General features: G+C 69.3%; 20 protein-coding genes. 11 read left to right on the top strand and 9 right to left on the bottom strand.

The genetic code is table 11. The features are described from left to right. The first annotated feature begins 19 nt into the window (after positions 1-19). A complete protein-coding gene (locus E3T22_RS05745; RefSeq protein WP_103478522.1) occupies positions 20-259 on the top strand; it encodes a heavy-metal-associated domain-containing protein in 240 nt (79 codons plus the stop codon). 22 nt (positions 260-281) lie between these two features. After that, entirely contained in the window at positions 282-2,225 is a 1,944-nt protein-coding gene (locus tag E3T22_RS05740) for a cation-translocating P-type ATPase (protein WP_134480772.1), read from the top strand. Here E3T22_RS05740 and E3T22_RS05735 read toward each other — a convergent pair. From E3T22_RS05735 to E3T22_RS05695, 9 genes are all read right to left on the bottom strand, one after another. Then, complete coding sequence (locus E3T22_RS05735; protein WP_134480773.1) at positions 2,187-2,855, bottom strand: lysoplasmalogenase; 669 nt, start codon at positions 2,853-2,855, stop codon at positions 2,187-2,189. The two genes, E3T22_RS05740 and E3T22_RS05735, sit on opposite strands and share 39 nt — an antisense overlap. Before the next feature lie 74 nt (positions 2,856-2,929). After that, on the bottom strand, positions 2,930-3,808 hold the full coding sequence (locus E3T22_RS05730) for an alpha/beta fold hydrolase (protein ID WP_198415047.1): 879 nt from the start codon (positions 3,806-3,808) through the stop codon (positions 2,930-2,932). 37 nt (positions 3,809-3,845) lie between these two features. Further along, on the bottom strand, positions 3,846-4,322 hold the full coding sequence (locus E3T22_RS05725) for a hypothetical protein (RefSeq protein ID WP_134480774.1): 477 nt from the start codon (positions 4,320-4,322) through the stop codon (positions 3,846-3,848). A gap of 81 nt (positions 4,323-4,403) precedes the next feature. Beyond that, complete coding sequence (gene cofD / locus E3T22_RS05720; RefSeq protein ID WP_103478524.1) at positions 4,404-5,906, bottom strand: 2-phospho-L-lactate transferase; 1,503 nt, start codon at positions 5,904-5,906, stop codon at positions 4,404-4,406. Next, positions 5,903-6,922: an ABC transporter ATP-binding protein gene (locus E3T22_RS05715; protein WP_134480775.1), complete on the bottom strand. Its 1,020-nt coding sequence runs from the start codon at positions 6,920-6,922 to the stop codon at positions 5,903-5,905. Before E3T22_RS05715 ends, cofD begins: the two co-directional genes overlap by 4 nt. Positions 6,923-7,047: 125 nt before the next feature. After that, a complete protein-coding gene (locus tag E3T22_RS05710; RefSeq protein WP_134480776.1) occupies positions 7,048-8,199 on the bottom strand; it encodes a putative F420-0 ABC transporter permease subunit in 1,152 nt (383 codons plus the stop codon). A gap of 51 nt (positions 8,200-8,250) precedes the next feature. Then, positions 8,251-9,243, bottom strand: a complete 993-nt coding sequence (locus E3T22_RS05705; protein WP_103478527.1) for a putative F420-0 ABC transporter substrate-binding protein — start codon at positions 9,241-9,243, stop codon at positions 8,251-8,253. A 372-nt stretch (positions 9,244-9,615) separates the two neighbouring features. Next, positions 9,616-11,007 carry an FAD-binding oxidoreductase gene (locus E3T22_RS05700; protein ID WP_134480777.1) on the bottom strand — a complete coding sequence of 464 codons (1,392 nt, stop codon included), beginning with the start codon at positions 11,005-11,007 and terminating at the stop codon, positions 9,616-9,618. Positions 11,008-11,067: 60 nt separating this feature from the next. Further along, positions 11,068-12,396: an aminotransferase class I/II-fold pyridoxal phosphate-dependent enzyme gene (locus tag E3T22_RS05695; protein WP_174776261.1), complete on the bottom strand. Its 1,329-nt coding sequence runs from the start codon at positions 12,394-12,396 to the stop codon at positions 11,068-11,070. 241 nt (positions 12,397-12,637) lie between these two features. On the opposite strand from E3T22_RS05695, the gene E3T22_RS05690 reads away from it, so the two are divergent. The 9 genes from E3T22_RS05690 (at position 12,638) to E3T22_RS05650 (ending at position 23,004) form a co-directional block, all read left to right on the top strand. Then, positions 12,638-13,516: a nitrilase-related carbon-nitrogen hydrolase gene (locus tag E3T22_RS05690; RefSeq protein WP_103478530.1), complete on the top strand. Its 879-nt coding sequence runs from the start codon at positions 12,638-12,640 to the stop codon at positions 13,514-13,516. A gap of 161 nt (positions 13,517-13,677) precedes the next feature. Continuing rightward, on the top strand, positions 13,678-15,129 hold the full coding sequence (gene hydA / locus E3T22_RS05685) for a dihydropyrimidinase (protein WP_134480779.1): 1,452 nt from the start codon (positions 13,678-13,680) through the stop codon (positions 15,127-15,129). 11 nt (positions 15,130-15,140) lie between these two features. After that, complete coding sequence (locus tag E3T22_RS05680; protein WP_134480780.1) at positions 15,141-16,157, top strand: TIGR03842 family LLM class F420-dependent oxidoreductase; 1,017 nt, start codon at positions 15,141-15,143, stop codon at positions 16,155-16,157. Continuing rightward, positions 16,154-17,098, top strand: a complete 945-nt coding sequence (locus E3T22_RS05675; RefSeq protein WP_134480781.1) for an ABC transporter permease — start codon at positions 16,154-16,156, stop codon at positions 17,096-17,098. The genes E3T22_RS05680 and E3T22_RS05675 overlap by 4 nt, the downstream gene beginning before the upstream one ends. Continuing rightward, positions 17,095-17,922: an ABC transporter ATP-binding protein gene (locus tag E3T22_RS05670; RefSeq protein ID WP_134480782.1), complete on the top strand. Its 828-nt coding sequence runs from the start codon at positions 17,095-17,097 to the stop codon at positions 17,920-17,922. The genes E3T22_RS05675 and E3T22_RS05670 overlap by 4 nt, the downstream gene beginning before the upstream one ends. Beyond that, positions 17,919-18,743, top strand: coding sequence for an ABC transporter permease (locus E3T22_RS05665; RefSeq protein ID WP_088457442.1), 825 nt, complete (start codon positions 17,919-17,921; stop codon positions 18,741-18,743). Before E3T22_RS05670 ends, E3T22_RS05665 begins: the two co-directional genes overlap by 4 nt. Before the next feature lie 60 nt (positions 18,744-18,803). Further along, the gene (locus E3T22_RS05660; RefSeq protein ID WP_134480783.1) at positions 18,804-19,955 is read left to right on the top strand and encodes an ABC transporter substrate-binding protein; all 1,152 of its coding nucleotides are present in this window, start codon (positions 18,804-18,806) and stop codon (positions 19,953-19,955) included. 101 nt (positions 19,956-20,056) lie between these two features. Beyond that, entirely contained in the window at positions 20,057-21,388 is a 1,332-nt protein-coding gene (locus E3T22_RS05655) for an aspartate aminotransferase family protein (RefSeq protein WP_088458144.1), read from the top strand. Positions 21,389-21,504: 116 nt separating this feature from the next. Next, a complete protein-coding gene (locus E3T22_RS05650; RefSeq protein ID WP_134480784.1) occupies positions 21,505-23,004 on the top strand; it encodes a CoA-acylating methylmalonate-semialdehyde dehydrogenase in 1,500 nt (499 codons plus the stop codon). The last annotated feature ends 3 nt before the right edge of the window (positions 23,005-23,007 follow it).

Genomic DNA, 23,007 nt, shown 5'->3' with positions numbered 1-23,007 from the left:
ACACCGAAAGGCACCCATCATGACCACCCTCACCTCACCCAGCACCCACACCATCCTGCGGGCCGACGGCTTCTCCTGCCCCTCCTGCGTCGCCAAGATCGAGAAGCTGATCGGTCGACTGGCCGGCGTCACCGGCGTCGCGGTGTTCTTCTCCTCCGCCCGCATCGAAATCGACCACGACCCGGCCGTCGTGAGCACGGATGCCCTCATCGCCGCGGTCGGCAAGGCCGGCTACCCCGCCCGCCTGGCCGCGTTCTGACCGGCCAGGCTGGGGGAGTGACATGCGCACCGCGGCCGGGATCGGCCGCCGCCTGAACACCCGGTGGACGATTCCGGTGGTATCAGGGACGCTGATCGCGGCGGCCTGGCTGGCCGGCCGGGTGCCCGCGCTGAGCCTGGCCTCGGACGCGGCGATGGTGGCGGCCGCCGTTGTGGCCGGCGCCCCGATCGCCCGGGCGGCCCTGCGCGGCCTGTCCGGGCGGGTGGTCGGCATCGACCTGCTCGTCACCGTGGCCACGGTGGGCGCGATCGTGCTCGGCGAATACTGGGAGGCCGCAGCGGTGACCGTCCTGTTCGCCATCGGCCACGCCCTCGAGACGGCCACCCTGAACCGCACCCGGTCCGCCCTGACCGCCCTTGTGGCGCTGGCCCCCGACGTGGCCCTGGTGCTCCGCGATGGTGCGCAGACCGAGGTGCCGGCCGCCGACGTGCTCACCGGGGAGACCGTGCTGGTCAAGTCCGGCGCGCGGGTTCCGGTGGACGGCACCGTGCGGCACGGCACCGGCACCCTCGACGAAGCCTCGATCACGGGCGAATCCCTCCCGGTGGCCAAGGCTCCCGGCGACAGGGTCTTTGCCGGCACGATGTCCACCGGCGGGTTGTTGCAGGTCGAGGCCACCGAGGTCGGTGCGGCCACCACCCTGGCCCGCATCGTGCACAGGGTCGAGGAGGCGCAGGATGCCACCGCCCCGACCCAGGTCTTCATGGACAGGTTCTCCGCCTGGTACACCCCAGGCATCCTGGTGCTCGCCGTGGTCGTCGGGTTGCTTTCCGGCGACCTGTTCCTCGCGCTGACGCTGCTGGTCATCGGCTGCCCAGGCGCCCTGGTCATCTCGATTCCCGTCGCGATCGTCGCCGGCATCGGCCGCGCCGCCCGGTCCGGAATCCTGATCAAGGGCGGCGAGTTCCTCGAGAGCGCATCGAAGGTCACCGTCGTCGCCGTCGACAAGACCGGAACCCTCACCCGGGGTCGCCCGCGGCTGACCGACGTCGTGGTGCTGAACCCCGAGCTGACCCGCGCCGACGTGCTCGGCTGGGCCGCTCGGGCCGAGGCCGGCTCCGAGCATCCGCTGGCCGGAGCGATCGTGCTGGCCGGAGCGATCGTGCTGGCCGCAGCGGAGCACGCCCTGGAGACGGTCGGTGCGGCAGATCGCGGTGCCGGTGGAACCCTCCTGCCCGACACCATCACGTCGATCCCCGGCCAGGGCATCACCGCCACCGTGGCCGGGCGTTCCGTGCTGATCGGCAACCCGGCGCTGCTGGCCGCTCACGCCATCGACGACCCGGATGCGGCCGTCACGGTGGCCGCCGACCTCGCCGCCCGCGGGCGTACGCCGCTGATCGTCGTGATCGATGGCACCGTGGCCGGAGTCCTCGCGGTCGCCGACGAGGTGCGCCCCGACGCCGCCGGTATGGTGGCGGCCTTGCGCGCCGCCGGGGTGCACAGGGTCATCATGCTCACCGGCGACGGGCCGCTGGTGGCCGCGGCTGTCGGCGCCGCGGTCGGCATCGACGAGATCCGGGCATCGCTGTTGCCGGAGGACAAGCTCGACGTCGTGACGCGGCTGCAACAGGATGGCCACGTTGTGGCGATGGTGGGCGACGGCGTGAACGACGCCCCGGCGCTGGCCACCGCGGACATCGGCATCGCGATGGGCGCGGCCGGGTCGGCGGTGGCGGTCGAAACCGCCGACATCACCCTGATGGGTGACAACCTGCTGATGCTCCCCGCGGCCATCGACCTGGCCCGGCGCACCGTGCACACCATGCATCAGAACGTGGCCCTCGCCCTGGTCACGGTGGCGCTGCTGCTGGCCGGGGTGCTGTGGGGCGGCGTGACCATGGCCGTGGGGATGCTCGTGCACGAGGCATCCGTTCTCCTCGTGATCGTCAACGCGATGCGGCTGTTACGCCGTAGCCGCCCGAGCCCGCTCGTGCCGCAATAGCCCCCACACTATGAGCGTCTGGGCCGCGATATAGGTGACCATGATCAGGAAATCCGCCAGGGGGATGCCGGCATCCGGCAAAAACCTGTTGATCGCCAGGAGCGAGTCGGAGACGACGAACAGCGCCCCGCCCCAGGCGACCCAGCGGTTGCACCGAGACGCGAAGGCGGCCATCGCGGAGAGCACGATGCCGTACGCGATGACCGGAACCAGCAGCGAGCCGGTATGCGGGCCCAGGATCATCAGCAACACGACGAGCCAGACCGCGTAGGCGATGGCCCACCATTGCACCCGGCGTACCGCGATCCGGGAGACGAAAAGCACGAGGTAGGTGATGTGCGCCAGCAGGAAGAAGACCAGGCCGACGACGAACCACCACGGGATCGTGACGTCTCCCACCCACGAGAAGAACAGCGCGACCACCCCGAGCACAATCGCCGGCGAGCGACGCTGCGGCGCACCCCAGATGAGCCCGGTCGCCACGGCCGGCATCAGCAGCGGCTTCGTCCACTCCGCCAGGCCGTGCAGCGACAACAGGATGGCGCCCAGGTGTATCAGACCGACCACGATGATGGGCAGAAACGGAACGACGGGAGATGCCGATCGGACCGTGGCGCGGGATTTTTCCACTGTGCTCACTTCGATGTGGGGCGGATGTCTCACTCACTGTACCGAGGTGCGGCCGGAGCATGCAGGCTCACTGGTCAGCGCGTGATGTCATCGTTGCCCACGCCCGGTTCGGCCAGGGTGGCCGGCGAGCCGGCGTCGTCGGGCGGGTCCAGGAACGAGAGCACGTCCGGCAGGAACCGGGGATCCAGCATGGTGCCCAGATGCCCGCGCCCGGGGTACAGGGCCAGGGTGCCGCGGGGGATGCCCTCGGCAGTCTCGCGGAACAGCTCGGCCGAGTAGAAGGCATCCCGGCCCCCGCCGATCACCAGGGTCGGAGCGACGATATCGGCCAGCCTGGTGTGCAGGTCGAAGGCATCCTCGGCCCGGATCGTGGTGATCAGGTCGGCCGTGGTGTGGCCGAAGAATCGCGCACCGACCAACCAGCCGAGAGCAGCCAGCAGCCGCCTGGATTGAGTGCCGGCCCCGAGCATGCGCATCATTTCGGCACTGGCGGCCCTCGGTCGTCCGTCGAGCACGTTGTCGGCGGTCCGAAGCTGGGTGTCCCGGCCCTCGTCGCCCAACCGATACGCGGCCGACACGATCACGAGCCGTTTCACCACGGCGGGATGGTCGGCGGCCAGCTGCAGCGCCACACTGCCGCCGGTGGACTCGCCGATCACGTCGACGGGCTCGTCGAAGCGCCGCAGCATCGCGTTGGCGTAGTCGGCGGCGATATCGGCCATGGTGGCGCCGGGCTCGAGGCCAGGGCGGCGGTTCACCCACCACACCCGGCGGGACGCGGCGAAGGGCAGCAGCTGCCGGGTCTGGAAGCGCCGGTCGGAGCCCGTAGGCGGCTCGTGGTTGGGCGTGATCCCGGCCAGGAAGACCAGCGGAGGGCCGGCGCCGACGGCGAGGAACGGCATCCCGCCCGGCCAGGTGCCGTAGACGCGGGGCGGCGGGGGAGTTGGAGACATGAGGTTGGCCCTTCGCTCGCGGCGGTATGCGGTTGTCTCAGGTTCGGTTCTCGGTGCTCTGCGACGGGGGCGGATCGGTGTGGCGCGCCTTGGTGGTCTCCTGGCGCTCGTCTGCCGTGCCGACATCTGTCGCGGGATCGTCGTGGCGTCCGCCGTGGCGCGTGTCCACGGTCGGATCGATCTCGTCGGCATGCCGACTCTGCTTCTCGGAGTGGGCGCGCAGCTCCTGCGCTTGGGCTTGGCGCTGGTCGGCCTCCTGCCGCAGGCGGTCGGCGTCCACTTGCGCCTGCTGGGCATCCGCCTGAGCACGGGTGGCCTTGGCCTCGTTCTCGCGGGCGTCGAGGGCACGGGCCTCCGCGTCCCGGCGCATCTCCTCGGCCCGCTGCTGGTCGGCACGGCGTTTCTTCTCGCGCTGCTCCCGGCCACGCCGGGACGCGACGACCGCAATGACGCCGATGATCGCGAGCACGACGACGATACCCACGATGATCCAGATGACCGTGGCAGTGTCCATGACAGTTCCGCCTTCCGTACAATCGAACCGGCTTACCGGTGATAGTAGGCCGCTCGGCGGAGTTCCGCTTGGCCGGGCGGGTCAGGCGCGGGGCAGCACCTCGATCAGCCGCAGTCGTTCGAGCACGACCTCGGTGTCGTCGGTGACGGTGAAGGCAGGATCGCCGAGGTACGCGCGCATGTCGTCGCTGTGCCAGAAGGACTCGTGGCCGACCCGCCAGGCGGCCACGGAGTCATAACCCTCGCCCTCAGCGCGGGCGTGGTCGAGATCCACGGCACCGAGACGCACCACGCGCATCCCCGTGGTCTCGATGATCGCCGCCGGGCGGCCGGCCGAGTCGATCACGACCTGCCGGCTGCCGATCACGGGCAGCGGCTCGTCCTCGATGCCGTATTCGATGAGTGTGGACGTCGTCGACGTTTTCGAGCCGTCCAGGATCGCGGCGACAAGCTGGTCGCGTAGCGGGCCGGGAAAGGCGAACTCCGCGATCGGCAGGTCGTGGGTCGCCGGGTGAGCGGCGGCCGTCAGGTCGGCGGCGATCCGCAGGGCCTCGGCGGCGATCTGCGCCGTGGCGGCCACATCGCTCATCCAGAGCGGCACGGCGGTCGAACGGATGCCGGCGGCCTCGAGCGCGGGCACGGCGTCGGCATCCGTCTCGTCGACGAGCCAGGCGTCGAGCACGCCGTCGCGTTGGCGGGAGCCGTAGTGCAGGCCCACCGCGAGGGCGGAGGTCTCCACGCCGATGGTGGTCAGGCAGGTGTCGGCCATGCCGCGCACAGCGGCGCCGGAGATGATCGGTGAGATGCCCACGACCCGGGCGGTGGTGGCGCGCAGGGCTTCGCGGATGCCAGGGATGCTCAGGATCGTGCCGACCGAGACGACGGGGTTCGACGGCGGCAGGATCACCAGGTCGGCGCTGAGGATGGCGTCGATCACGCCGGGCGCCGCGACGGCGTCGGCCAGGCCCACCTGCACGAACTCGGTGACGGGTTGGCCGGCGCGGTAGCGCACCCACCATTCCTCGAAGTGAATAAGGTCGCCCGCGCGGTGCTCGTCGGCGTCGGCGGCCAGGCGCACGTGGGTCTCCACGAACTGGTCGCTCATCGGCAGCAGGCGCGCGCCGGGCTTCCAGCGGCGGCAGAGGAACTCGGTGGCGGCGCTGAGGGTGGCGCCGCCCCGGAGCAGGTCGGTGCGCACGATGTGGGTGGCCAGGTCGAGGTCGCCGAGGGTGAACCAGGACCAGCCGCGCCCGTAGGCGGCGATCTCGGCGGAGGTGCGCCGGGACTCGTCGGGCCGACCCCAGCCCTGCTCCTCGCTGATGCCGCCGCCGAGGGTGTACATCACGGTGTCGAGGTCGGGGCAGATGCGCAGCCCGTCCAGCCACATGTCATCGCCGGTGTTGACGATCACAGTGACCTCGCCGGCGGTGCCGTCCTGCGCCGACGTGCCGGAATGTGCACTTTCCGGGCCGCCGAAGGGGGCATTTGCGGCAATTCGCTCGTCGCCTGGTGCCAGCTGTTGCAGCAACCCGCGGGTGAAGCGGGCGCCGCCGACACCGCCGGCGAGGACTGTGACTCGGGTCATGGGGTTCCTTCTGCAGGCCTAGGGGTGCTGGTGCGAGTTGCCAGTTGCGGCCGGTTGACCGGCGCTGAGGGGGCGCGATGTGGCATTTCGTGGGGGAGTGGGGCGCGAGTTGCCAGTTGCGGCCGGTTGCGGGGCGCTGAGGGGCCCGAAGTGGCATCTCGCGCCGCGAGCGGGGCGGATGGCGGCGGCTGCTCGTCGGGCCCGGAGAACACGATCACCGGCCGTCCCGTGCGGGGGTGCGGCACGATGTCGCAGTCGACGCCGTAGACCGCCCGGATGGTGTCGGGTCGCAGTACCTCGGCGGGGGTGCCGAACGCCGCGAGTCGGCCGCCCTGCAGCAGCACGATGTGGTCGCAATAGGCGGCGGCGAGGTTGAGGTCGTGCAGGGCGAGCACCGAGGTGAGGCCCAGCCCGCGCACCTGGTGCAGCAGCGACAGCTGGGCGCTCACATCGAGGTGGTTGGTGGGTTCGTCGAGCAGCAGCAGGCTCGGCCGCTGGGCCAGGGCGCGGGCGATCTGCACCCGTTGCTGCTGGCCACCGCTGAGGGTGTGCCAGCGCCGGTCCACCAGGTCGGTGGCGCCCACCATCGTCAGCGCATCCGTGGCCACGGCGAGGTCGTCCTCGCCGCCGAAGCTGCCCAGCAGCCGGCTGCGGTGCGGGATGCGGCCGAGCAGCACCACCTCCCGCACGGACAGGTCCACGCTGGGCGCCACGTTTTGCTCGAGCAGGGCGATGCGCCGGGCGGCCTCCCGCCGCCGCAGCTGCCCCACGACGGCGCCGTCGAGGGCGACGGTGCCGGCATCCGCCCGGTCGATGCCCGCGATGATGCGCAACAGGCTGGACTTGCCCGCCCCGTTCGGTCCGAGAAGCCCCGTGACGGTGCCGGGCGGCAGGGTCGCCGAGACACCCTGCAGGATGCGCGTGCCCTCGATGCTCAGAGACACCCCGTCGAGCACGACCCCCGCGTCGCCCGGCGTGCGCGAGTTGCTCGAAAGTGCCGCTTCAGAGCTGCTCATGAGGGAGTTTGCGGCAACTCGCGAGCCGGACTCTCCCGAATTGCGGGAAAGTGCCCCTTCAGAGCCCTCGAAGGGGGTATCTGCGGCAACTCGCGGTGCGGCCGCGGCGGCCGCGTGCTCGCGACTCATGCCCAGGCCGCGCTTCGTTTGCGCTTGATCAGCAGGATGAACACGGGCACGCCGATGAACGCGGTGATGATGCCCACCGGCAGCTCGCGTGGGTCGAAGACCGTGCGGGCGAGGGTGTCGGCGAGCACCAGGAACAGTGCCCCCACCACCGCGACGAGCGGCAGCAGGCGCCGGTGGCCCGGCCCGCTGAGCCCGCGCACCAGGTGCGGCAGGATCAGCCCCACGAAGCCGATCGCCCCGCTGACGGCCACCATCGCTCCGGTGAGCAGGGCCACCGCCACGAGGAATCCCCAGCGGGTGGCGTTCACGTTAATGCCCAGTGACGCGGCGTTGGTGTCACCGAAGGTGAACGCATCCAGCCGGCTGGCGGCGAGCAGGATGCCGGTGCCCACCACGGCCAGCGCGACAGCGGAGATCAGTACGCTGCTCCACGAGCTGCCGGCCAGGGAGCCGAGCAGCCAGTTGAGGATCTCCCGGTAGGAGTCGCCCTTGGCCGCCCAGAAGATGATGAACGAGGTGCCTGCCGAGCCCAGCTGGGCGATCGCCAGCCCGGCCAGCACGGCCCGGCCGGGCGTGATGCTGCCGCCGACGCGGGCGATATTGAGGGTGGCGAACAGGGCGATCAGGGCCCCGGCGAACGCGGCCGCCGGCAGCGCGAAACCGATGCCGAGGATGACCACGCAGACCGCGCCGAGCGACGCCCCGGAGGACAGGCCGAGCAGGTAGGGATCGGCCAGCGGGTTGCGGGTAACGCTCTGCATCACCGCTCCGCTGAGCGCCAGGCCCGCGCCCACCATGGCCGCGGTGAGCACCCGCGGCATCCGCAGCTGCCAGACGATGGCGTCGGTCAGCGGTGGCACCGGGGTGTCGCCGGCGAGCCCGGGCAGGCCGAGGTGGCCGGCCACACTGCCCCAGACCTGCGCCAGGCTCACGTCGGCCGGGCCGATCGTCACGGCCACCGCGCTGCCGAGCACGAGCGCCACCAGCGCAGCGACCAGCCAGACCAGGTAACGGGCCGTGCCGCTGCGCCGGGCGCGAGCTGATGCCGCGGATCCGCCGGATGCGCCGGGCGAGCCGGACCCCCCGGGCGCGGCCGACCCGCTGGGCAAGTCGGTGCCGAGGCCCTGCCTGCTCGGGGTGACGGTCATCCGCGGTCCTTCGAATCGGGTTGGTGTGCGGTCTGGCTGCCTGCCGTCGGCCTACTTGGCCTCGAGCGCGGCGAGCTGGTCGATGATAGACCCGGCGGCCTCCACGTTGCGGATGCCCGCCTCGGTCGCCGCGAACGGCACCACGATGTAGCGGTCGTTCACCACGGCGTCGAGCCCGGCAGTCGCCGCGTTGGCCTTGAGGTTGGCGATCTTCGAGTCCGCGGTGTTCCAGGTGGCATCCACGAGCACGATCACGCTCGGGTTCGCCGCCACGACGGACTCCCAGCCGGCCGAGGTCCAGGTGTCCTGCACGTCGGCGAAGATGTTGGTCAGCCCCGCCGCATCCATGATCAGCTGCGGCGAACCGATGCCGGCGCCCACGTACGGGGTGTCGGTGCCGCTGGAGTACCAGAGTGCGGTGGTGTCACCGGTGGCGGGCTCAAGCGCGGCCAGTTCGGCCTCCTGCTCGGCAACCAGTTCGGCGGCGGCATCCGGCACGCCGAACAGGGCCCCGGCCTCGTCGATCTCGGCGAACACGGTCTCGAAGGTCAGCGGGTCCGGCATGGCGTCGCCCTTGCACGCGGCCGGCGAAACATAGCTGCCGATGCCCAGGTCGGTCAGCGCGGCACGCTCGCCGACGCCCTCGGCGGAGAAGTTCGACTCCCAACCGCCGTAGATGAAGTCGGGGGTGAGCGCCAGAACGGCCTCCTGGCCGGGCACGAAATCGCTGATCACGTTGAGATCGGCGCCGGCGTCGGCGAGGGATGCCGGCAGCGGGCCGTCGAGGAACGCCGAGCCCACGATGCGCTCGCCGAGTCCCAGGGCGAGCAGCAGCTCGGTGGTGTTCGACTTGATCGTGACGATGCGCTCCGGCGCGGCCTCGAGGGTGAGCGTGGTGCCGCAATTCTCAACCGACACCGGGAAGGCACCGGCGTCGCCGGCCGAGGCGCTGGGAGCCGGCGCGGCGGCCGTCGATCCGGAGGCGCAGCCGGCGAGTAGCAGCACGGCCGCGGTGGTGGCGATGGCGGGGTAGCGAGTCTTCATGGGACCAATCTGAGCGGCGGGAGCCGGGCATCCGTCGACAAGGTCGCGACGTAACGGACCGAACACGGTGTCGCGGGCGACACAGGCACCGGCCGGCGCCGCGGAACGCGTCGGAGCAGGCTCGAACGAGGTGGGGGTGAAACTGAAGGCAAAGCCCCGACCTGCCGCCCAAATCCGGGCCGGCGCAACCGGTCAGATCGAACCGGGGGTCACCATCAGCCTAAACCCCTGCTGTTCGGGGCGGATGCCGTGGTCGGAGCGCGAATGGGCCGGGCGGCCGACTGTTGCCCGTGCGGACATCTGCGCCCGGTGTGCCGGCAACACTTGTCCGGATCGGCAACAGATGTTCGGCGCCCGCCCCGCGGACCGGGCTCAGGGCACGATGTTGAGGTTGTGGGCCAGCACGTTCTCGGGGTCATAGCGACGTTTCGCCGCCCGCAGCCGGTCCAGGGTGGCCGGCGGGTACGCCAGGCCGAGCACGTCGGGATAAGCGCGCAGATTGAAGCTGCCGTAGGTGCCCGTCAATCTCGCGGCCACGACGCACCAGCCGTCCAGGATGCGCCGCTCGGCCTCGTCGGGGGCATCCGGCGGCAGGAACGCCGCCGACATCACCAGCACCTCCACATCACGGTGCGCGAATGCCGTGGCAGCTGCGGGCACCCGGTTCATCGCCCCGCGCAGGTAGCGCACCATCAGCACCGCCGAATCGGGCGCGGCGTTCGCGATGGTGAGCCGCTCGATGAGCTCGTCGTCGAAGTCCCTGGCGAAGCCGTTGCGGTCGACAATCCGGATCGACCCCGGCGGGGCCGATGGTTCGTCGAAGACCTCCACGAAGAGCGTGAGTTCCACGTCGTTGCCGGTCACCCCCGGCAGAGCGAGCAGGGGCCGGATGGCCGACATGGCCTCGCCCTGGTCGGCACCGCCGTAGCAGACCAGAATTTTTGTCTCCGCGGGCATCTCCGGTCCGAACTCGGGCGTCGCATACACCGTCGAATTGAGTTCTTCCGGAGACGCGCGCATGACGTCCCGCCAGCCGCGCAGAGTGTCGGCGAGATGCGTCGGCCGCACGTGGATGGTGCCGAAGACCACACCCCGCAGCGGGTGCGCCTGGAAGGTGAACCTCGTGACGACGCCGAAGTTGCCGCCGCCCCCGCGCAGTGCCCAGAACAGCTCCGGCTCACTGGATTCGCTGGCCGTCACGACGGCGCCACTGGGTAGCACCACCTCGACCTCACACAGGCTGTCGATCGCCAGGCCATGTTGTCGCACCAACCACCCGATGCCGCCGCCCAGGGTGAGACCGCCAACGCCCACCGTGTAGGTGTCGCCGCTGGAGACCGCCAGATCGTACTCGATCAGTTCCTGGGCCACACCGCCCCAGGTCGCACCGCTGCCCAGCCGTACCCGGTTTCCTTCGAGAACCTCAACGTCACGGATGCGGGAGAGGTCCAGCACCATTCCGCCATCGTTGGTGTTCAACGGGCTGTGCCCGCCGCTCCGTACCGACAGCACAAGGCCCTGGGCCCTGGCATAGGCGATCGCCGCCGCGACATCTGCCGCAGTGGTCGGTCGAACAGCCAGCGCGGGACTGCCGACCTTCCCGTAGGCCGTGGCCGCCATCAGGAATTCGTCCGAATCGGGCAGGAGAACAGTGCCCGCGAAGCCGTCGATCATCATTCCTCCACACCTGTCGAGCGCGGCGTCGATCATGCCCGAGTCGGATCCGCCGGACCGCACCGGTGAGTCTCCGGTTGCGCCTAGCATGCCCCCCGGTCCCGGCGTCCGCGACCCCGGCCGCGATTGCGCCAGATGAGCGCGGATGCGTCAGCGCCCGGCCGCAGCCACGATCGCCCGCGCCACCGGCACCATGTCGTCCACCAGCGCCCCTGCCGTCACCCGAATGAACGCCTCGGACCGGTCCACCGCGAGAAACGGGCTGCCGCCGGCCACCCGGATGCCGGACGCCGCCAGCCTCACGATGGCGTCGCGCTCGTCGGCAACCGGCACCCAGGCGTTGATGCCGTCGGCGCGGGCGAGGGGCAGGCCGAACCCGGTGAGGGTATCCGCCAGCGCCTTCTGCCTTGCGAAGTACACGTGCCGGGCCTCGAACACCAGCGCCATGCTGGCACTGTCGGTGAGCAGCTCGTGCAGGATGGTCTGCAGCATCCGGCTGGTCCAGCCCGGGCCGAGCATCCGCCGGGACACGATCCGGTCGACCAGGGCGGTCGGCCCGCCGAGGGCGGCGATACGCAGGTCCGGCCCGTGCGACTTGGAGTAGCTGCGCACGTGCAGCACGCGCTCGGGCAGCCAGCGGCCGAGCGACACGTCCGGGGAGGTGCTGATCGCGCCGGAGTGGTCGTCCTCGATCACCACGGTATGCGCGGCGCGTTTACTGGCGGCCAGCAGTCGGGCCAGCTCCTCGGCCCGGTCCGGCGACATCGACGCGCCGGTGGGGTTGTGCGCGCGCGGCTGCAGGATGACCGCGGCCGGCGACTGCGCCAGCGCCGCCTGGAAGGCGGCCGGGTCGATGCCCTCCGCATCCACCGCCACGGGCAGACGTTCGATGCCCATCTGCTCGAGCAGGTCGAAGAACGGTGGGAAGCCCGGGTCTTCGACGATGACCCTGTCGCCGAACCTGGCCACCTGCTCGAGGCTGCGGGAGATCGCGTCGAGGGCCCCGTCGACCACCGTGATCGACTCGCACCGGTACGGCCAGGACCCGGTCAGCACGGTGAGCAGTTCCGGGATCACCGGTGACGCCTGGTAGCTGGGCGTCATCGCCCGCTGGGACACCCTGGAGAGCGCGGGGCCGAGCGCGGGCAGCAGAAGCGGGTCCGGCGTGCCCCGGGACAGGTCGATGCGGGTGTCGCTCAGATGCCCGGCCAGCGACTGGGTGCGGGCCGGCAGCCAGTGTGGGGACTGTTCCCGCACGAAGGTGCCGCTGCGGCCGCGGGAGAAGATCAACCCCGCTGCGGAGAGCGCCTGCCAGGCGTGGCTGACCGTCGCGGGGCTCACCCCGAGTCCGCCGGCGAGGTCCCGCACCGTGGGCAGGCGCTCGCCGGGGGCGATCCGGCCGGTGCTGATCAGCCGGCCGAGGGCGGCGGCGATTCCGGCAGGCGTGGCCTGTTCGATCTCGTCCAGGTATAGCTGCACGGGGTCCTTCCTGGGCAAATGCTTGCCAGCAGCATCCTCTGACGACAGGATGATGATTTACGCATGCGTCATGTGAAGAAACAGAACAGAAATGTTTACGTCGAATAATAACAAAACCGGACACCGTAACGTGGCTCGATCTCGACAGGCTCTCTCACCGTTCAGCTCGCAGAACATCGCGTTGCCGTCCGACCCCCGCTGACGAGGTTCCACAGTGTGAGACCCAGTGGAGGCAGACAGTATGAGCGTTGACACACCCAGCCGTGGCACAGCAAACATCGTGCGAGCGGCGATCACCCAGACCACGTGGACGGGGGACATCGACTCGATGCTCGACAAGCACGAGAAGTTCGCCCGCGATGCGGCCGCAGACGGCGCGCAGGTGATCTGCTTCCAGGAGCTGTTCTACGGCCCGTACTTCGGCATTACCGAAGACGCCAAGTACTACGACTATGCCGAGGCGGCCGACGGCCCCATCGTGCAACGCTTCGCGGCCCTGGCCAAGGAGCTCAACCTGGTGATGGTGCTGCCCATCTACGAAGAAGAGCAGCCCGGCGTGTACTACAACACCGCTGTGGTGGTGGATGCCGATGGCACCATTCTCGGCAAATACCGCAAGCACCACATTCCCCACCTCGACAAGTTCTGGGAGAAGTTCTACTTCCGCCCCGGCAACCTCGGCTACCCGGTCTTCCACACCGCCGTCGGACCGATCGGCGTGTACATCTGTTACGACCGGCACTTCCCAGAGGGCTGGCGGGAGCTGGGCCTGAACGGCGCGCAGATCGTCTTCAACCCCAACGCCACCAAGCCCGGTCTGTCGAACCGGCTCTGGGAAATCGAACAGCCGGCCGCGGCCGCCGCGAACGGATACTTCGTGGCCGCGCCCAACCGGGTGGGCCGGGAGGACAACGAGTACGGCGAGGACGCCGTGACGTTCTACGGCACCAGCCAGTTCGTCGACCCGCAGGGCAACTACGTGGGCGAGCTGGGCAGCGGCGTCGACGAGGAGGTCGTGATTCGTGACCTGGACCTGGGCATGATCCGCCAGGTGCGCAACAACTGGCAGTTCTACCGGGACCGCCGCCCGGACTCGTACACCTCGATCCCCAAGCCGTAAGGGCAGCACCCGTCACCCGACCTCGAAACCCGGCCATCCGTCGGTCGAGCCTGTCGAGACCCCGCGACCGAGCCTACGTTCAGAGAACAGCTCACGGGGTTTCGACAAGCTCAACCAACGAGACGGGCGCGACCCGCAGACGAAGCAGCGAACAGGAGAACATCGTGAAGACCCTGATCAAGAACGGCACCGTGGTCAATTCCACGGGAACGGCCACAGCGGATGTGCTGATCGACGGCGAGAGAATCGCCGCGGTGCTCGCACCGGGCTCCACCCTGCTCGGCTTCGACATCGAGCGGAACGTCGACACCGTCATCGACGCGGCCGGCAAGTACGTCATCCCCGGCGGCATCGACGCGCACACCCACATGCAGATGCCGTTCGGCGGCACCGAGGCCAGCGACACCTTCGAGACCGGCACCCGCGCCGCGGCCTGGGGTGGCACCACGAGCATCGTCGACTTCGTGGTGCAGTACGCCGGCGAAAACGTGCTTGACCAGTACCACCTCTGGCAGGAAAAGGCCCGGGGCGAGTGCGCCATCGACTACGGCTTCCACCAGATCCTCTCCGACGTGCAGGACTCCTCCCTCGTCGCGATGGACGAACTCGTCAACGAGGGCGTCTCCAGCTTCAAGCTGTTCATGGCCTACAAGGGCGTGTTCCTCTCCGACGACGGCCAGATCGTCAAGGCCATGCAGAAGGCAGCGAGCAACGGCAGCATGATCATGATGCACGCCGAGAACGGCAGCGTCATCGACCTGCTCGTGCAGCAGGCCGTCGCCGCCGGCAACACCACGCCCTACTATCACGGCCTCACCCGGCCCTGGCAGGCCGAGGAGGAGGCCACCCACCGGGCGATCATGCTCGCCAACCTCACCGGGGCGCCGCTCTACGTGGTGCACGTGAGCGCCAAGCAGGCCGTGGAGCAGATCGCCGTCGCCCGGGACCGCGGCCAGAACGTGTTCGGCGAGACCTGCCCGCAGTACCTCTATCTCTCACTCGAGGACCAGCTCGGTGCCCACAGCGAGGAGTGGGGCGACTTCGAGGGCGCCAAATGGGTCTGTTCGACACCGCTTCGCTCCAAGGCAGAGGGCCACCAGCACCACATGTGGCAGAGCCTGCGCACCAACGACATCCAGATGGTCTCCACCGACCACTGCCCGTTCTGCATTAAGGGACAGAAAGACATGGGGCTCACCGACTTCTCCAAGATCCCCAACGGCATCGGGTCGGTCGAACACCGGATGGACCTGCTCTACCAGGGCGTCGTCGACAAGCAGATCTCCCTCGAACGCTGGGTGGAGGTCACCTCCACCACCCCGGCGCGGATGTTCGGTATGTACGGCACCAAGGGTGTCATCCAGCCCGGTGCCGACGGCGACGTGGTGGTCTACGACCCCAATGGCCACACCTCCATCGGGATGCCCGAAGCCGGCCTGGACAAGACCCACCACATGAACATGGACTACTCCGCCTACGAGGGCTTCGAGATCGACGGCCACGTCGACACCGTGCTCTCCCGCGGCAAGGTCGTCATCGACGACAACGCGTACCTCGGCGCCAAGGGTGATGGCAAGTACATCAAGCGCGGCCTCAGCCAGTACCTGATCTAGGCGGGAACCCCATGGACTTCGGCGCAGTACTCCAGACCAACCCGCCCTCGGCGCGCACCGTGCAGCTGGCCCAGTTGGCCGAGAACCACGGCTTCAGCCACGTGTGGACCTTCGACTCGCACCTGCTCTGGCAGGAACCCTATGTGATCTACAGCAAGATCTTGAGCGAGACCCGCAAGGTGATCGTGGGCCCGATGGTCACCAACCCGGCCACCAGGGACTGGACCGTCACGGCGTCCACCTACGCCACCCTCAACGAGATGTACGGCAACCGCACCATCTGCGGGATCGGGCGTGGCGACTCCGCGGTGCGGGTCACCAACGGCCGGCCCAGCACCCTGAAGACGCTGCGCGAATCGATTCACGTCATCCGTGAACTCGCCAACTCCCGGGCGGTCGAGTACAACGGTGCCACCCTCCAGTTCCCCTGGAGCAGGGGCTCCACCCTCGACGTGTGGGTGGCCGCCTACGGCCCGCTGGCGCTCAAGCTCACCGGCGAGGTCGGCGACGGGTTCATCCTGCAGATGGCCGACCTCGACGTGGCCGAATGGATGATCAAGACCGTGCGCACCGCCGCCGAGAACGTGGGTCGCGACCCTGACGCCATCAAGTTCTGCGTGGCCGCGCCGATGTACATCGGTGACGACATCCAGCACATGCGCGACCAGAACCGCTGGTTCGGCGGCATGGTCGGCAACCACGTGGCCGACATCGTGGAGAAGTACGGCCAGTCCGGGGCGGTGCCGCAGGCCCTGACCGACTACATCAAGGGCCGCGAGGGTTACGACTACAACGAGCACGGTCGCGCCGGCAACATCCACGCCGACTTCGTGCCCGACGAGATCGTCGACAGGTTCTGCCTGCTCGGGCCGGCCGAGGCTCACATCGAGAAGTTGAAGGCGCTCAAGGAACTCGGCGTCGACCAGTTCGCCGGCTACCTGCAGCACGACAATAAAGAGGAGACGTTGCGGGTCTACGGCGAAACCGTGATCCCCGCCCTCGCCAACCACATCACGGCCAAGGCATGACCCCGGCCGGCTCCGTGCGCACCGGACCCGCGAGGTCCAGCGCGGCGGCGCGGGGCCGGGCCTGGCTGGGGCAGGGGATGCCGCGGCGCATCCTGGTGGGCGCCCTCGGCCTGCTTGTGCTCGCCGTGCTCTGGGAGCTCTACACCTTCTTCGGCCCCGAAGACGGCGTGGTCATCAGCGGTCTCACCGTGCTGCCGCGGGCCAGCGAGATGGCGATGCCGCACCTGTGGGTGATGCTCGAGCGCATCCTGGAGCCCGTCACCGGCAGCGCCAGCGCGGTGCCGATGTGGCAGGCCGTTTTCGAAGCGTCCCTGTTCACCCTGGGCATCTCGGCCGTCGGCTGGATCGTCGGCGTCTCGGTGGGCCTGGCCCTGGCACTGCTGATGCAGCGCTTCGCGCTGGCCGAATCGGCCATCCTGCCCTGGGTCATCCTCAGCCAGACCGTGCCGCTGATCGCGCTGGCCCCGCTGGTGCGGCGGTGGGGCGCGCAGCTTGAGTTCGGCGCCTTCACCTGGGAGAACTGGATGTCAGTGGCGCTGATCGCGTCCTACCTCGCCTTCTTCCCGGTCTCGATCGGCGCGCTCAAGGGCCTCGGCTCCCCGGACACCAACCACGTTGACCTGATGCACTGCTACGCGGTGGGCTGGTGGAAGACGCTCTGGCGGCTGCGGTTGCCGGCGAGCGTGGGCTACCTGCTGCCTGCCCTCCGCCTCGCGGCGGCCAGCGCCGTGATCGGCAGCGTCGTCGCCGAGGTGTCGATCGGTCTGCGCGGCGGCATCGGCCGGCTCATCGTCGAATACGCCGGCGCCGCCGGCAGCGACCCTGGCAAGCCCTGGGCCCCCATCTTCGGGTCGATCCTGGTCGGCCTCGTCGCCGCCGGTTTTGTCGGCCTGATCTCACTGTTCCTACGTCGATTCCGCAGGGGAGAGGTGGCCGCATGACCACGGCAGCAGCACCGGTACAGCACGCCGTGGAGGTGACCGACGTCAGCCGGGTCTTCGCCGGCCGCAAGGGCGCATCCGTCACGGCCCTGGATGCGGTGAGCCTCACCGTCGCCCCCGGCGAATTCGTTTCGCTGATCGGGCCCAGCGGCTGCGGCAAGAGCACCCTGCTCCGGCTGATCGCCGACCTCGACACCCCCACCAGCGGGACGATCAAGGTGTTCGGCAAGACCGCCAGTCAGGCGCGCATCGATCAGGACTACGGCATCGCCTTCCAACAGGCCGGCCTGCTGCCCTGGCGCACGGTGACCGGCAACATCGAACTGCCGCTGGAGCTGCACGGCGCCGGCAAGGCCGCCCGCCGCGAGCGCGCCGCGGAGCTGATCGAACTTGTCGGCCTGAGCGACTTCGCCGGGCACTACCCCGACCAGCTCTCCGGCGGCATGCAGCAGCGGGTGGCCATCGCCCGCTCGCTGGCCGAAAGCCCGAGCCTGCTGTTGATGGACGAACCGTTCGGCGCGCTCGACGAGATGACCCGGGAGCGCATGCAGAACGAGCTCGTGCGCATCTGCGCCGAGACCAGCGCCGCCGTCGTCTTCGTCACCCACTCCATCCCCGAGGCGGTGTTCCTCTCCAACCGGGTGGTGGTGATGTCGCCGCGGCCCGGCCGCATCCGCGACGTGCTCGGCGTGAACCTCGGCCGCATGAGCGACCGCGGCGAGAATCTGCGCGAAGACGCGGACTTCTTCCACTCGGTCAGCCAGGTGCGCGAGCTGCTGCACGGCAGCGCCCCCACCGGGCCGCGCGGGGCCGAGACGCGATGAGCGCCGGCGCGAGCACGCGCGTGGCTGCGCAGGCCGGGCCGGGCCGGCCGGGCGCATCGGGCTCCGGCCTGGCCCGCACCGTGCTGCCACCGGTGCTGCTCGGCGTGGCCGCGATCCTGCTCTGGCAGGGCGTCGTCACCGTGCTGGCGATCAAGCCGTTCATCCTCCCCGGGCCCTTCGCGATCGGTGAGCAGTTCATCACCAACCTGCAGAACGTCGTCGGGGGCTCGGTCGTCACCGGGCGCAACGCCCTGATCGGGCTGGTGCTCGGCGCGATCGTGGGTGTGCTGCTGGCCATCCTCTCGGCCCTGGTGGGGATCTTCGACGAGATGGCCGCCCCCATCGTCGCCGCCGTCGCCGTGGTGCCGATCGTCGCGCTGGCGCCCGTGCTCTACACGATGTTCGGCGCCAACGCCGAGACCGCCCGGCAGCTCGTGGCCGCGCTGGCGGTCTTCGTGCCGGTCTACTTCAACACCCTCAAAGGGCTGCGGATGGTGCGCCCGGTGCACCGCGACCTGATGCGCTCCTACGCCGCCTCGAGCTGGCAGGCCACCAAGACCGTCACCCTGCCCACCGCGGTGCCGTTCGTGTTCACGGGCCTGCGCATTGCGTCCTCGCTCGCCGTGATCTCCGCCCTCATCGCCGAGTACTTCGGCGGCCCGGTCGGGGGCCTGGGCAAGTCGATCACCTCGGCCGCGTCCAGCAGTAACTACGGGCTGGCCTGGGCCTACGTGCTCGGCTCCATCATCCTCGGACTCCTCTTCTATTGCGCGGCTCTCGGCCTGGAAAAACTGGTCAGCCGCCGCGCCCCCACCGCTTGACCATCCCGCACCGCAGCATCCCGACACAGCACCCCCGCAGCAGTACCTCAGGAGGAACCCATGAAACACAGCACTCGATGGCTCACAACGGCCGGCGCCGTCGCGGCGGCCAGCGCCCTCGTTCTCACCGGATGCACCGCCTCCGGCGATACCGCACCGACCGAGGACTCCGCCGGCGGCGACCTCACCCCGGTCACCCTGCAGTTGCAGTGGGTGGCCCAGGCCCAGTTCGCCGGCTACTACGCGGCCGTCGACCAGGGCTACTACGAGGAGGAAGGCCTCGACGTGACCATCGAGGAGGGCGGCGCCGACATCGTTCCGCAGGACGTGCTCGCGTCCGACGACGTGGACTACGCCATCTCCTGGGTGCCCAAGGTGCTCGGCTCCATCGAGCAGGGTGCCAACATCACCGACGTCGCCCAGATCTTCGAGCGCAGCGCCACCACCCAGATCTCATTCACGGACAAGAACATCACCAGCCCGGCCGACCTGGCCGGCAAGAACGTGGGCAGCTGGGGCTACGGCAACGAGTGGGAACTCTTCGCCGGCATGCAGCAGGCCGGCGTCGAGGTCGGCGACATCAGCCTCGTGCAGCAGGCCTTCGACATGAACGCCTTCCTCGCCGGTGACATCGACGCGGCCCAGGCGATGACCTACAACGAATACGCCCAGGTGCTGGAAACCATCAACCCCGACACCGGCGAGCTCTACCAGCCAGAGGACCTCAACGTCATCGACTGGAACGAGGAGGGCACCGCGATGCTCCAGGACGCCATCTGGGCCAACACCGACAAGCTCGCCGACGACGAGGACTACGCCGACCAGACCGTGAAGTTCATCAAGGCCTCCATCAAGGGCTGGATCTACGCCGCCGAGAACCCCGAAGACGCCGCGACCATCGTGGCCGATGCCGGCTCGGCCCTGCCCGCCGGGCACCAGCTGTGGATGACCAACGAGGTCAGCAAGCTGATCTTCCCGTCCACGAACGGCGTCGGCCTGATCGACGAGGCCGCCTGGGCCAACACCGTCGACATCGCCATGAACACCAAGAACGAAACCGGTGGCACCATCATCACCACAGACCCGCCCGAAACCGCGTACTCCAACGAGTACGTGCAACAGGCCCTGGATGAGCTGACCGAGGAGGGAGTCGACGTCATGGGCGCCGACTGGGCTCCGATCGACGTCACCCTCAAGGAGGGCGGCGAGTAGAACAACCTCCGCACCGGGCGGCTGCCGAGCGCAGCCGCCCGGTGCACCACCGCTCCGGTACCCGCGGGGCACAGAGCAGAAGGAACAACATCGTGACCGACATCGACACCGGCACAACCACCGACACGAAGCCCGGGCTGAACGAGCGCACCACCGAACTCGACCGCGCCCACGTCTTCCACTCCTGGTCCGCCCAGGGGGCACTGAAGCCCCTCGTCATCGCCGGCGGCCTCGGCTGCCGGGTCTGGGACCACGACGGGCGCAGCTACCTCGACTTCTCCAGTCAGCTGGTCAATGTCAACATCGGCCACCAGCATCCGGCCGTGATCAAGGGCATCATCGAGCAGGCGCAGCTGCTCACCACCATCGCGCCGTCCACCGCCAACCTGGCCCGCGGCGAGGCCGCCAAACGCATCGTCGACCGGGCACCCGACGGCTTCAACAAGGTCTTCTTCACCAACGGCGGTGCGGATGCCAACGAGAACGCCATCAGGATGGCCCGGCTGCACACCGGCCGCGACACCGTGCTCTCCACCTACCGCTCGTACCACGGCAACACCGGCGCTGCCATCGTCGCCACCGGCGACTGGCGCCGCATCCCCAACGAGTTCGCCCGCGGACACGTGCACTTCTTCGGCCCGTACCTCTACCGCAGCGAGTTCTGGGCGACGACGCCCGAGCAGGAATGCGAGAGGGCCCTGCACCACCTGGAGCGGGTCATCCAGAGCGAGGGTGCCACCTCCATCGCGGCCGTGCTGCTCGAGTCCATCCCCGGCACCGCCGGGGTGTTGATGCCGCCGCCGGGCTACCTCGCCGGGGTGCGCGCACTCTGCGACCGGTACGGCATCATGCTGATCCTCGACGAGGTCATGGTGGGCTTCGGCCGCACCGGACGCTGGTTCGCGTTCGACGGCACCGGCGTGGTGCCCGACCTGATCACCTTCGCCAAGGGCGTCAACTCCGGTTACGTGCCCGTCGGCGGGGTGATCATCTCGGACGCCATCGCCGCGGACTTCGACGACACGGTGTTCCCCGGCGGGCTCACCTACAGCGGACATCCGCTGGCGATGGCCTCGATCGTCGCCGCGCTGGACGCCATGGCGGAGGAGGGCATCGTGGCCAACGCCGCCCGGATCGGCGCCGAGGCCATCGGCCCGGGGCTGGCGGCGCTCAAGGCCAAGCACCCGATCATCGGGGAGGTGCGTGGCGAGGGCGTCTTCTGGGCGATCGAGCTCGTGGCCGACCCGGAGAGCAGGGCGCCCGTGCCGCCGGCGGTGATGGCCCGCATCAAGACCGAGCTACTGGCCCGCAACCTGCTGCCCTTCATCATGGACAACCGTATCCACGTGGTGCCGCCCTGCGTCGTGACCGACTCCGAGGTGGCCGAGGCCCTGGCCATCTACGACGAGGTCCTCTCCCTGGACCTTCTCTAACAGCCCATCGCTGGTCGAGCTTGTCGAGACCCGCGACCAAATCTCACAACGTAGACACGGTCACCGGATCTCGACAAGCTCGATCAACGGACAACACCCCAACAGAATCGACTGACATGAACGACCTTCCCGTCCTCACCCACTGGATCGACGGCGCCCCAGGCGCCGGAAGCTCCACGCGCACCGCCCCCGTCTACAACCCCGCCACCGGCGCAGTGCAGCGCCTGGTCTCCCTGGCCTCCGCCGCCGATGTGGACACCGTTGTCGCGTCGGCCCAGGCCGCGTACCCCGCCTGGCGGGACGCCTCCATTGCCAAGCGCCAGGGCGTCATGTTCACCTTCCGCGAGCTCCTCAATGCGCGCAAGGGCGAGCTGGCCGACATCCTCACCAATGAGCACGGCAAGGTCACCTCCGACGCCCTCGGCGAGATCGCCCGCGGCCTCGAGGTCGTCGAGTTCGCGCTCGGCCTGCCGCACCTGTCCAAGGGCGAGTTCTCCGAGAACGTCTCCACCGGCGTCGACGTGTACACCTTGCGCCAGCCGCTCGGCGTGGTCGGCATCATCAGCCCGTTCAACTTCCCGGCCATGGTGCCGCTCTGGTTCTTCCCGATCGCCATTGCCGCGGGCAACACCGTTGTGCTCAAGCCCAGCGAGAAGGACCCGTCCGCCGCCAACTGGCTCGCCGCGCTGCTTACCGAGGCCGGCCTGCCTGACGGTGTCTTCAATGTCGTGCACGGCGACAAGGAGGCCGTCGACGCGCTCCTGGTCAACCCCGACGTGCAGGCCATCTCCTTCGTCGGTTCCACCCCCATCGCCAAGTACATCTACGAGACCGCCGCCCACCACGGTAAGCGGGTGCAGGCCCTCGGCGGCGCCAAGAACCACATGCTGGTGCTGCCGGATGCCGACCTCGACCTCGCCGCGGATGCCGCCGTCAACGCCGGCTTCGGCTCGGCGGGGGAGCGCTGCATGGCCATCAGCGTGATCGTGGCCGTCGAACCCGTCGCCGATGAGCTGATCTCCAAGATCGCCGACCGCGTCAAGGGACTGAAAGTGGGCGACGGCATGCGCGGCTGCGACATGGGCCCGCTGATCACCGAGGCGCACCGCGATAAGGTCGCCGGTTACATCGACATCGCCCTGGCCGATGGCGCGGAGGTCGTGATCGACGGTCGCGGCATCGAGGTCGATGGTGAGGCAGCCGGCTTCTGGCTCGGCCCGACCCTGTTCGACAAGGTCAGCCTGGACTCCGCCGTATACAAGGACGAGATCTTCGGTCCGGTGCTGAGCGTGCTGCGGGTGGCCAGTTACACCGACGGCGTGGCCGTCATCAACGCCAGCCGGTACGGCAACGGCACCGCCATCTTCACCAACGACGGTGGGGCGGCCAGGCGCTTCCAGCACGAGGTGCAGGTAGGCATGGTCGGCATCAACGTGCCGATCCCGGTACCGGTGGCGTACCACTCGTTCGGCGGCTGGAAGGACTCCCTGTTCGGTGACGCCAAGGCGTACGGCCCCGCCGGCATAACTTTCTACACCCGGGAGAAGGCCGTCACCGCCCGGTGGCTCGACCCCAGCCACGGCGGCATCAACCTGGGCTTTCCGCAGAACACCTAGCCC

This window comes from Cryobacterium sp. TMB3-10 (assembly GCF_004402305.1).
In the GTDB taxonomy this organism is placed as follows: Bacteria; Actinomycetota; Actinomycetes; order Actinomycetales; family Microbacteriaceae; genus Cryobacterium; species Cryobacterium zongtaii.
The sequence above is the reverse complement of the archived record's forward strand: the minus strand, read 5'-3'. Positions and strand labels throughout refer to the sequence as shown.

Coding starts and splice junctions, on each gene's coding strand:
- E3T22_RS05745 (WP_103478522.1), top strand. CDS start 20: ATGACCACCCTCACCTCACCCAGCACCCACACCATCCTGCGGGCCGAC.
- E3T22_RS05740 (WP_134480772.1), top strand. CDS start 282: ATGCGCACCGCGGCCGGGATCGGCCGCCGCCTGAACACCCGGTGGACG.
- E3T22_RS05730 (WP_198415047.1), bottom strand. CDS start 3,808: ATGTCTCCAACTCCCCCGCCGCCCCGCGTCTACGGCACCTGGCCGGGC.
- E3T22_RS05725 (WP_134480774.1), bottom strand. CDS start 4,322: ATGGACACTGCCACGGTCATCTGGATCATCGTGGGTATCGTCGTCGTG.
- cofD (WP_103478524.1), bottom strand. CDS start 5,906: ATGACCCGAGTCACAGTCCTCGCCGGCGGTGTCGGCGGCGCCCGCTTC.
- E3T22_RS05715 (WP_134480775.1), bottom strand. CDS start 6,922: ATGAGCAGCTCTGAAGCGGCACTTTCGAGCAACTCGCGCACGCCGGGC.
- E3T22_RS05710 (WP_134480776.1), bottom strand. CDS start 8,199: ATGACCGTCACCCCGAGCAGGCAGGGCCTCGGCACCGACTTGCCCAGC.
- E3T22_RS05705 (WP_103478527.1), bottom strand. CDS start 9,243: ATGAAGACTCGCTACCCCGCCATCGCCACCACCGCGGCCGTGCTGCTA.
- E3T22_RS05700 (WP_134480777.1), bottom strand. CDS start 11,007: ATGCTAGGCGCAACCGGAGACTCACCGGTGCGGTCCGGCGGATCCGAC.
- E3T22_RS05690 (WP_103478530.1), top strand. CDS start 12,638: ATGAGCGTTGACACACCCAGCCGTGGCACAGCAAACATCGTGCGAGCG.
- E3T22_RS05680 (WP_134480780.1), top strand. CDS start 15,141: ATGGACTTCGGCGCAGTACTCCAGACCAACCCGCCCTCGGCGCGCACC.
- E3T22_RS05675 (WP_134480781.1), top strand. CDS start 16,154: ATGACCCCGGCCGGCTCCGTGCGCACCGGACCCGCGAGGTCCAGCGCG.
- E3T22_RS05670 (WP_134480782.1), top strand. CDS start 17,095: ATGACCACGGCAGCAGCACCGGTACAGCACGCCGTGGAGGTGACCGAC.
- E3T22_RS05665 (WP_088457442.1), top strand. CDS start 17,919: ATGAGCGCCGGCGCGAGCACGCGCGTGGCTGCGCAGGCCGGGCCGGGC.
- E3T22_RS05660 (WP_134480783.1), top strand. CDS start 18,804: ATGAAACACAGCACTCGATGGCTCACAACGGCCGGCGCCGTCGCGGCG.
- E3T22_RS05650 (WP_134480784.1), top strand. CDS start 21,505: ATGAACGACCTTCCCGTCCTCACCCACTGGATCGACGGCGCCCCAGGC.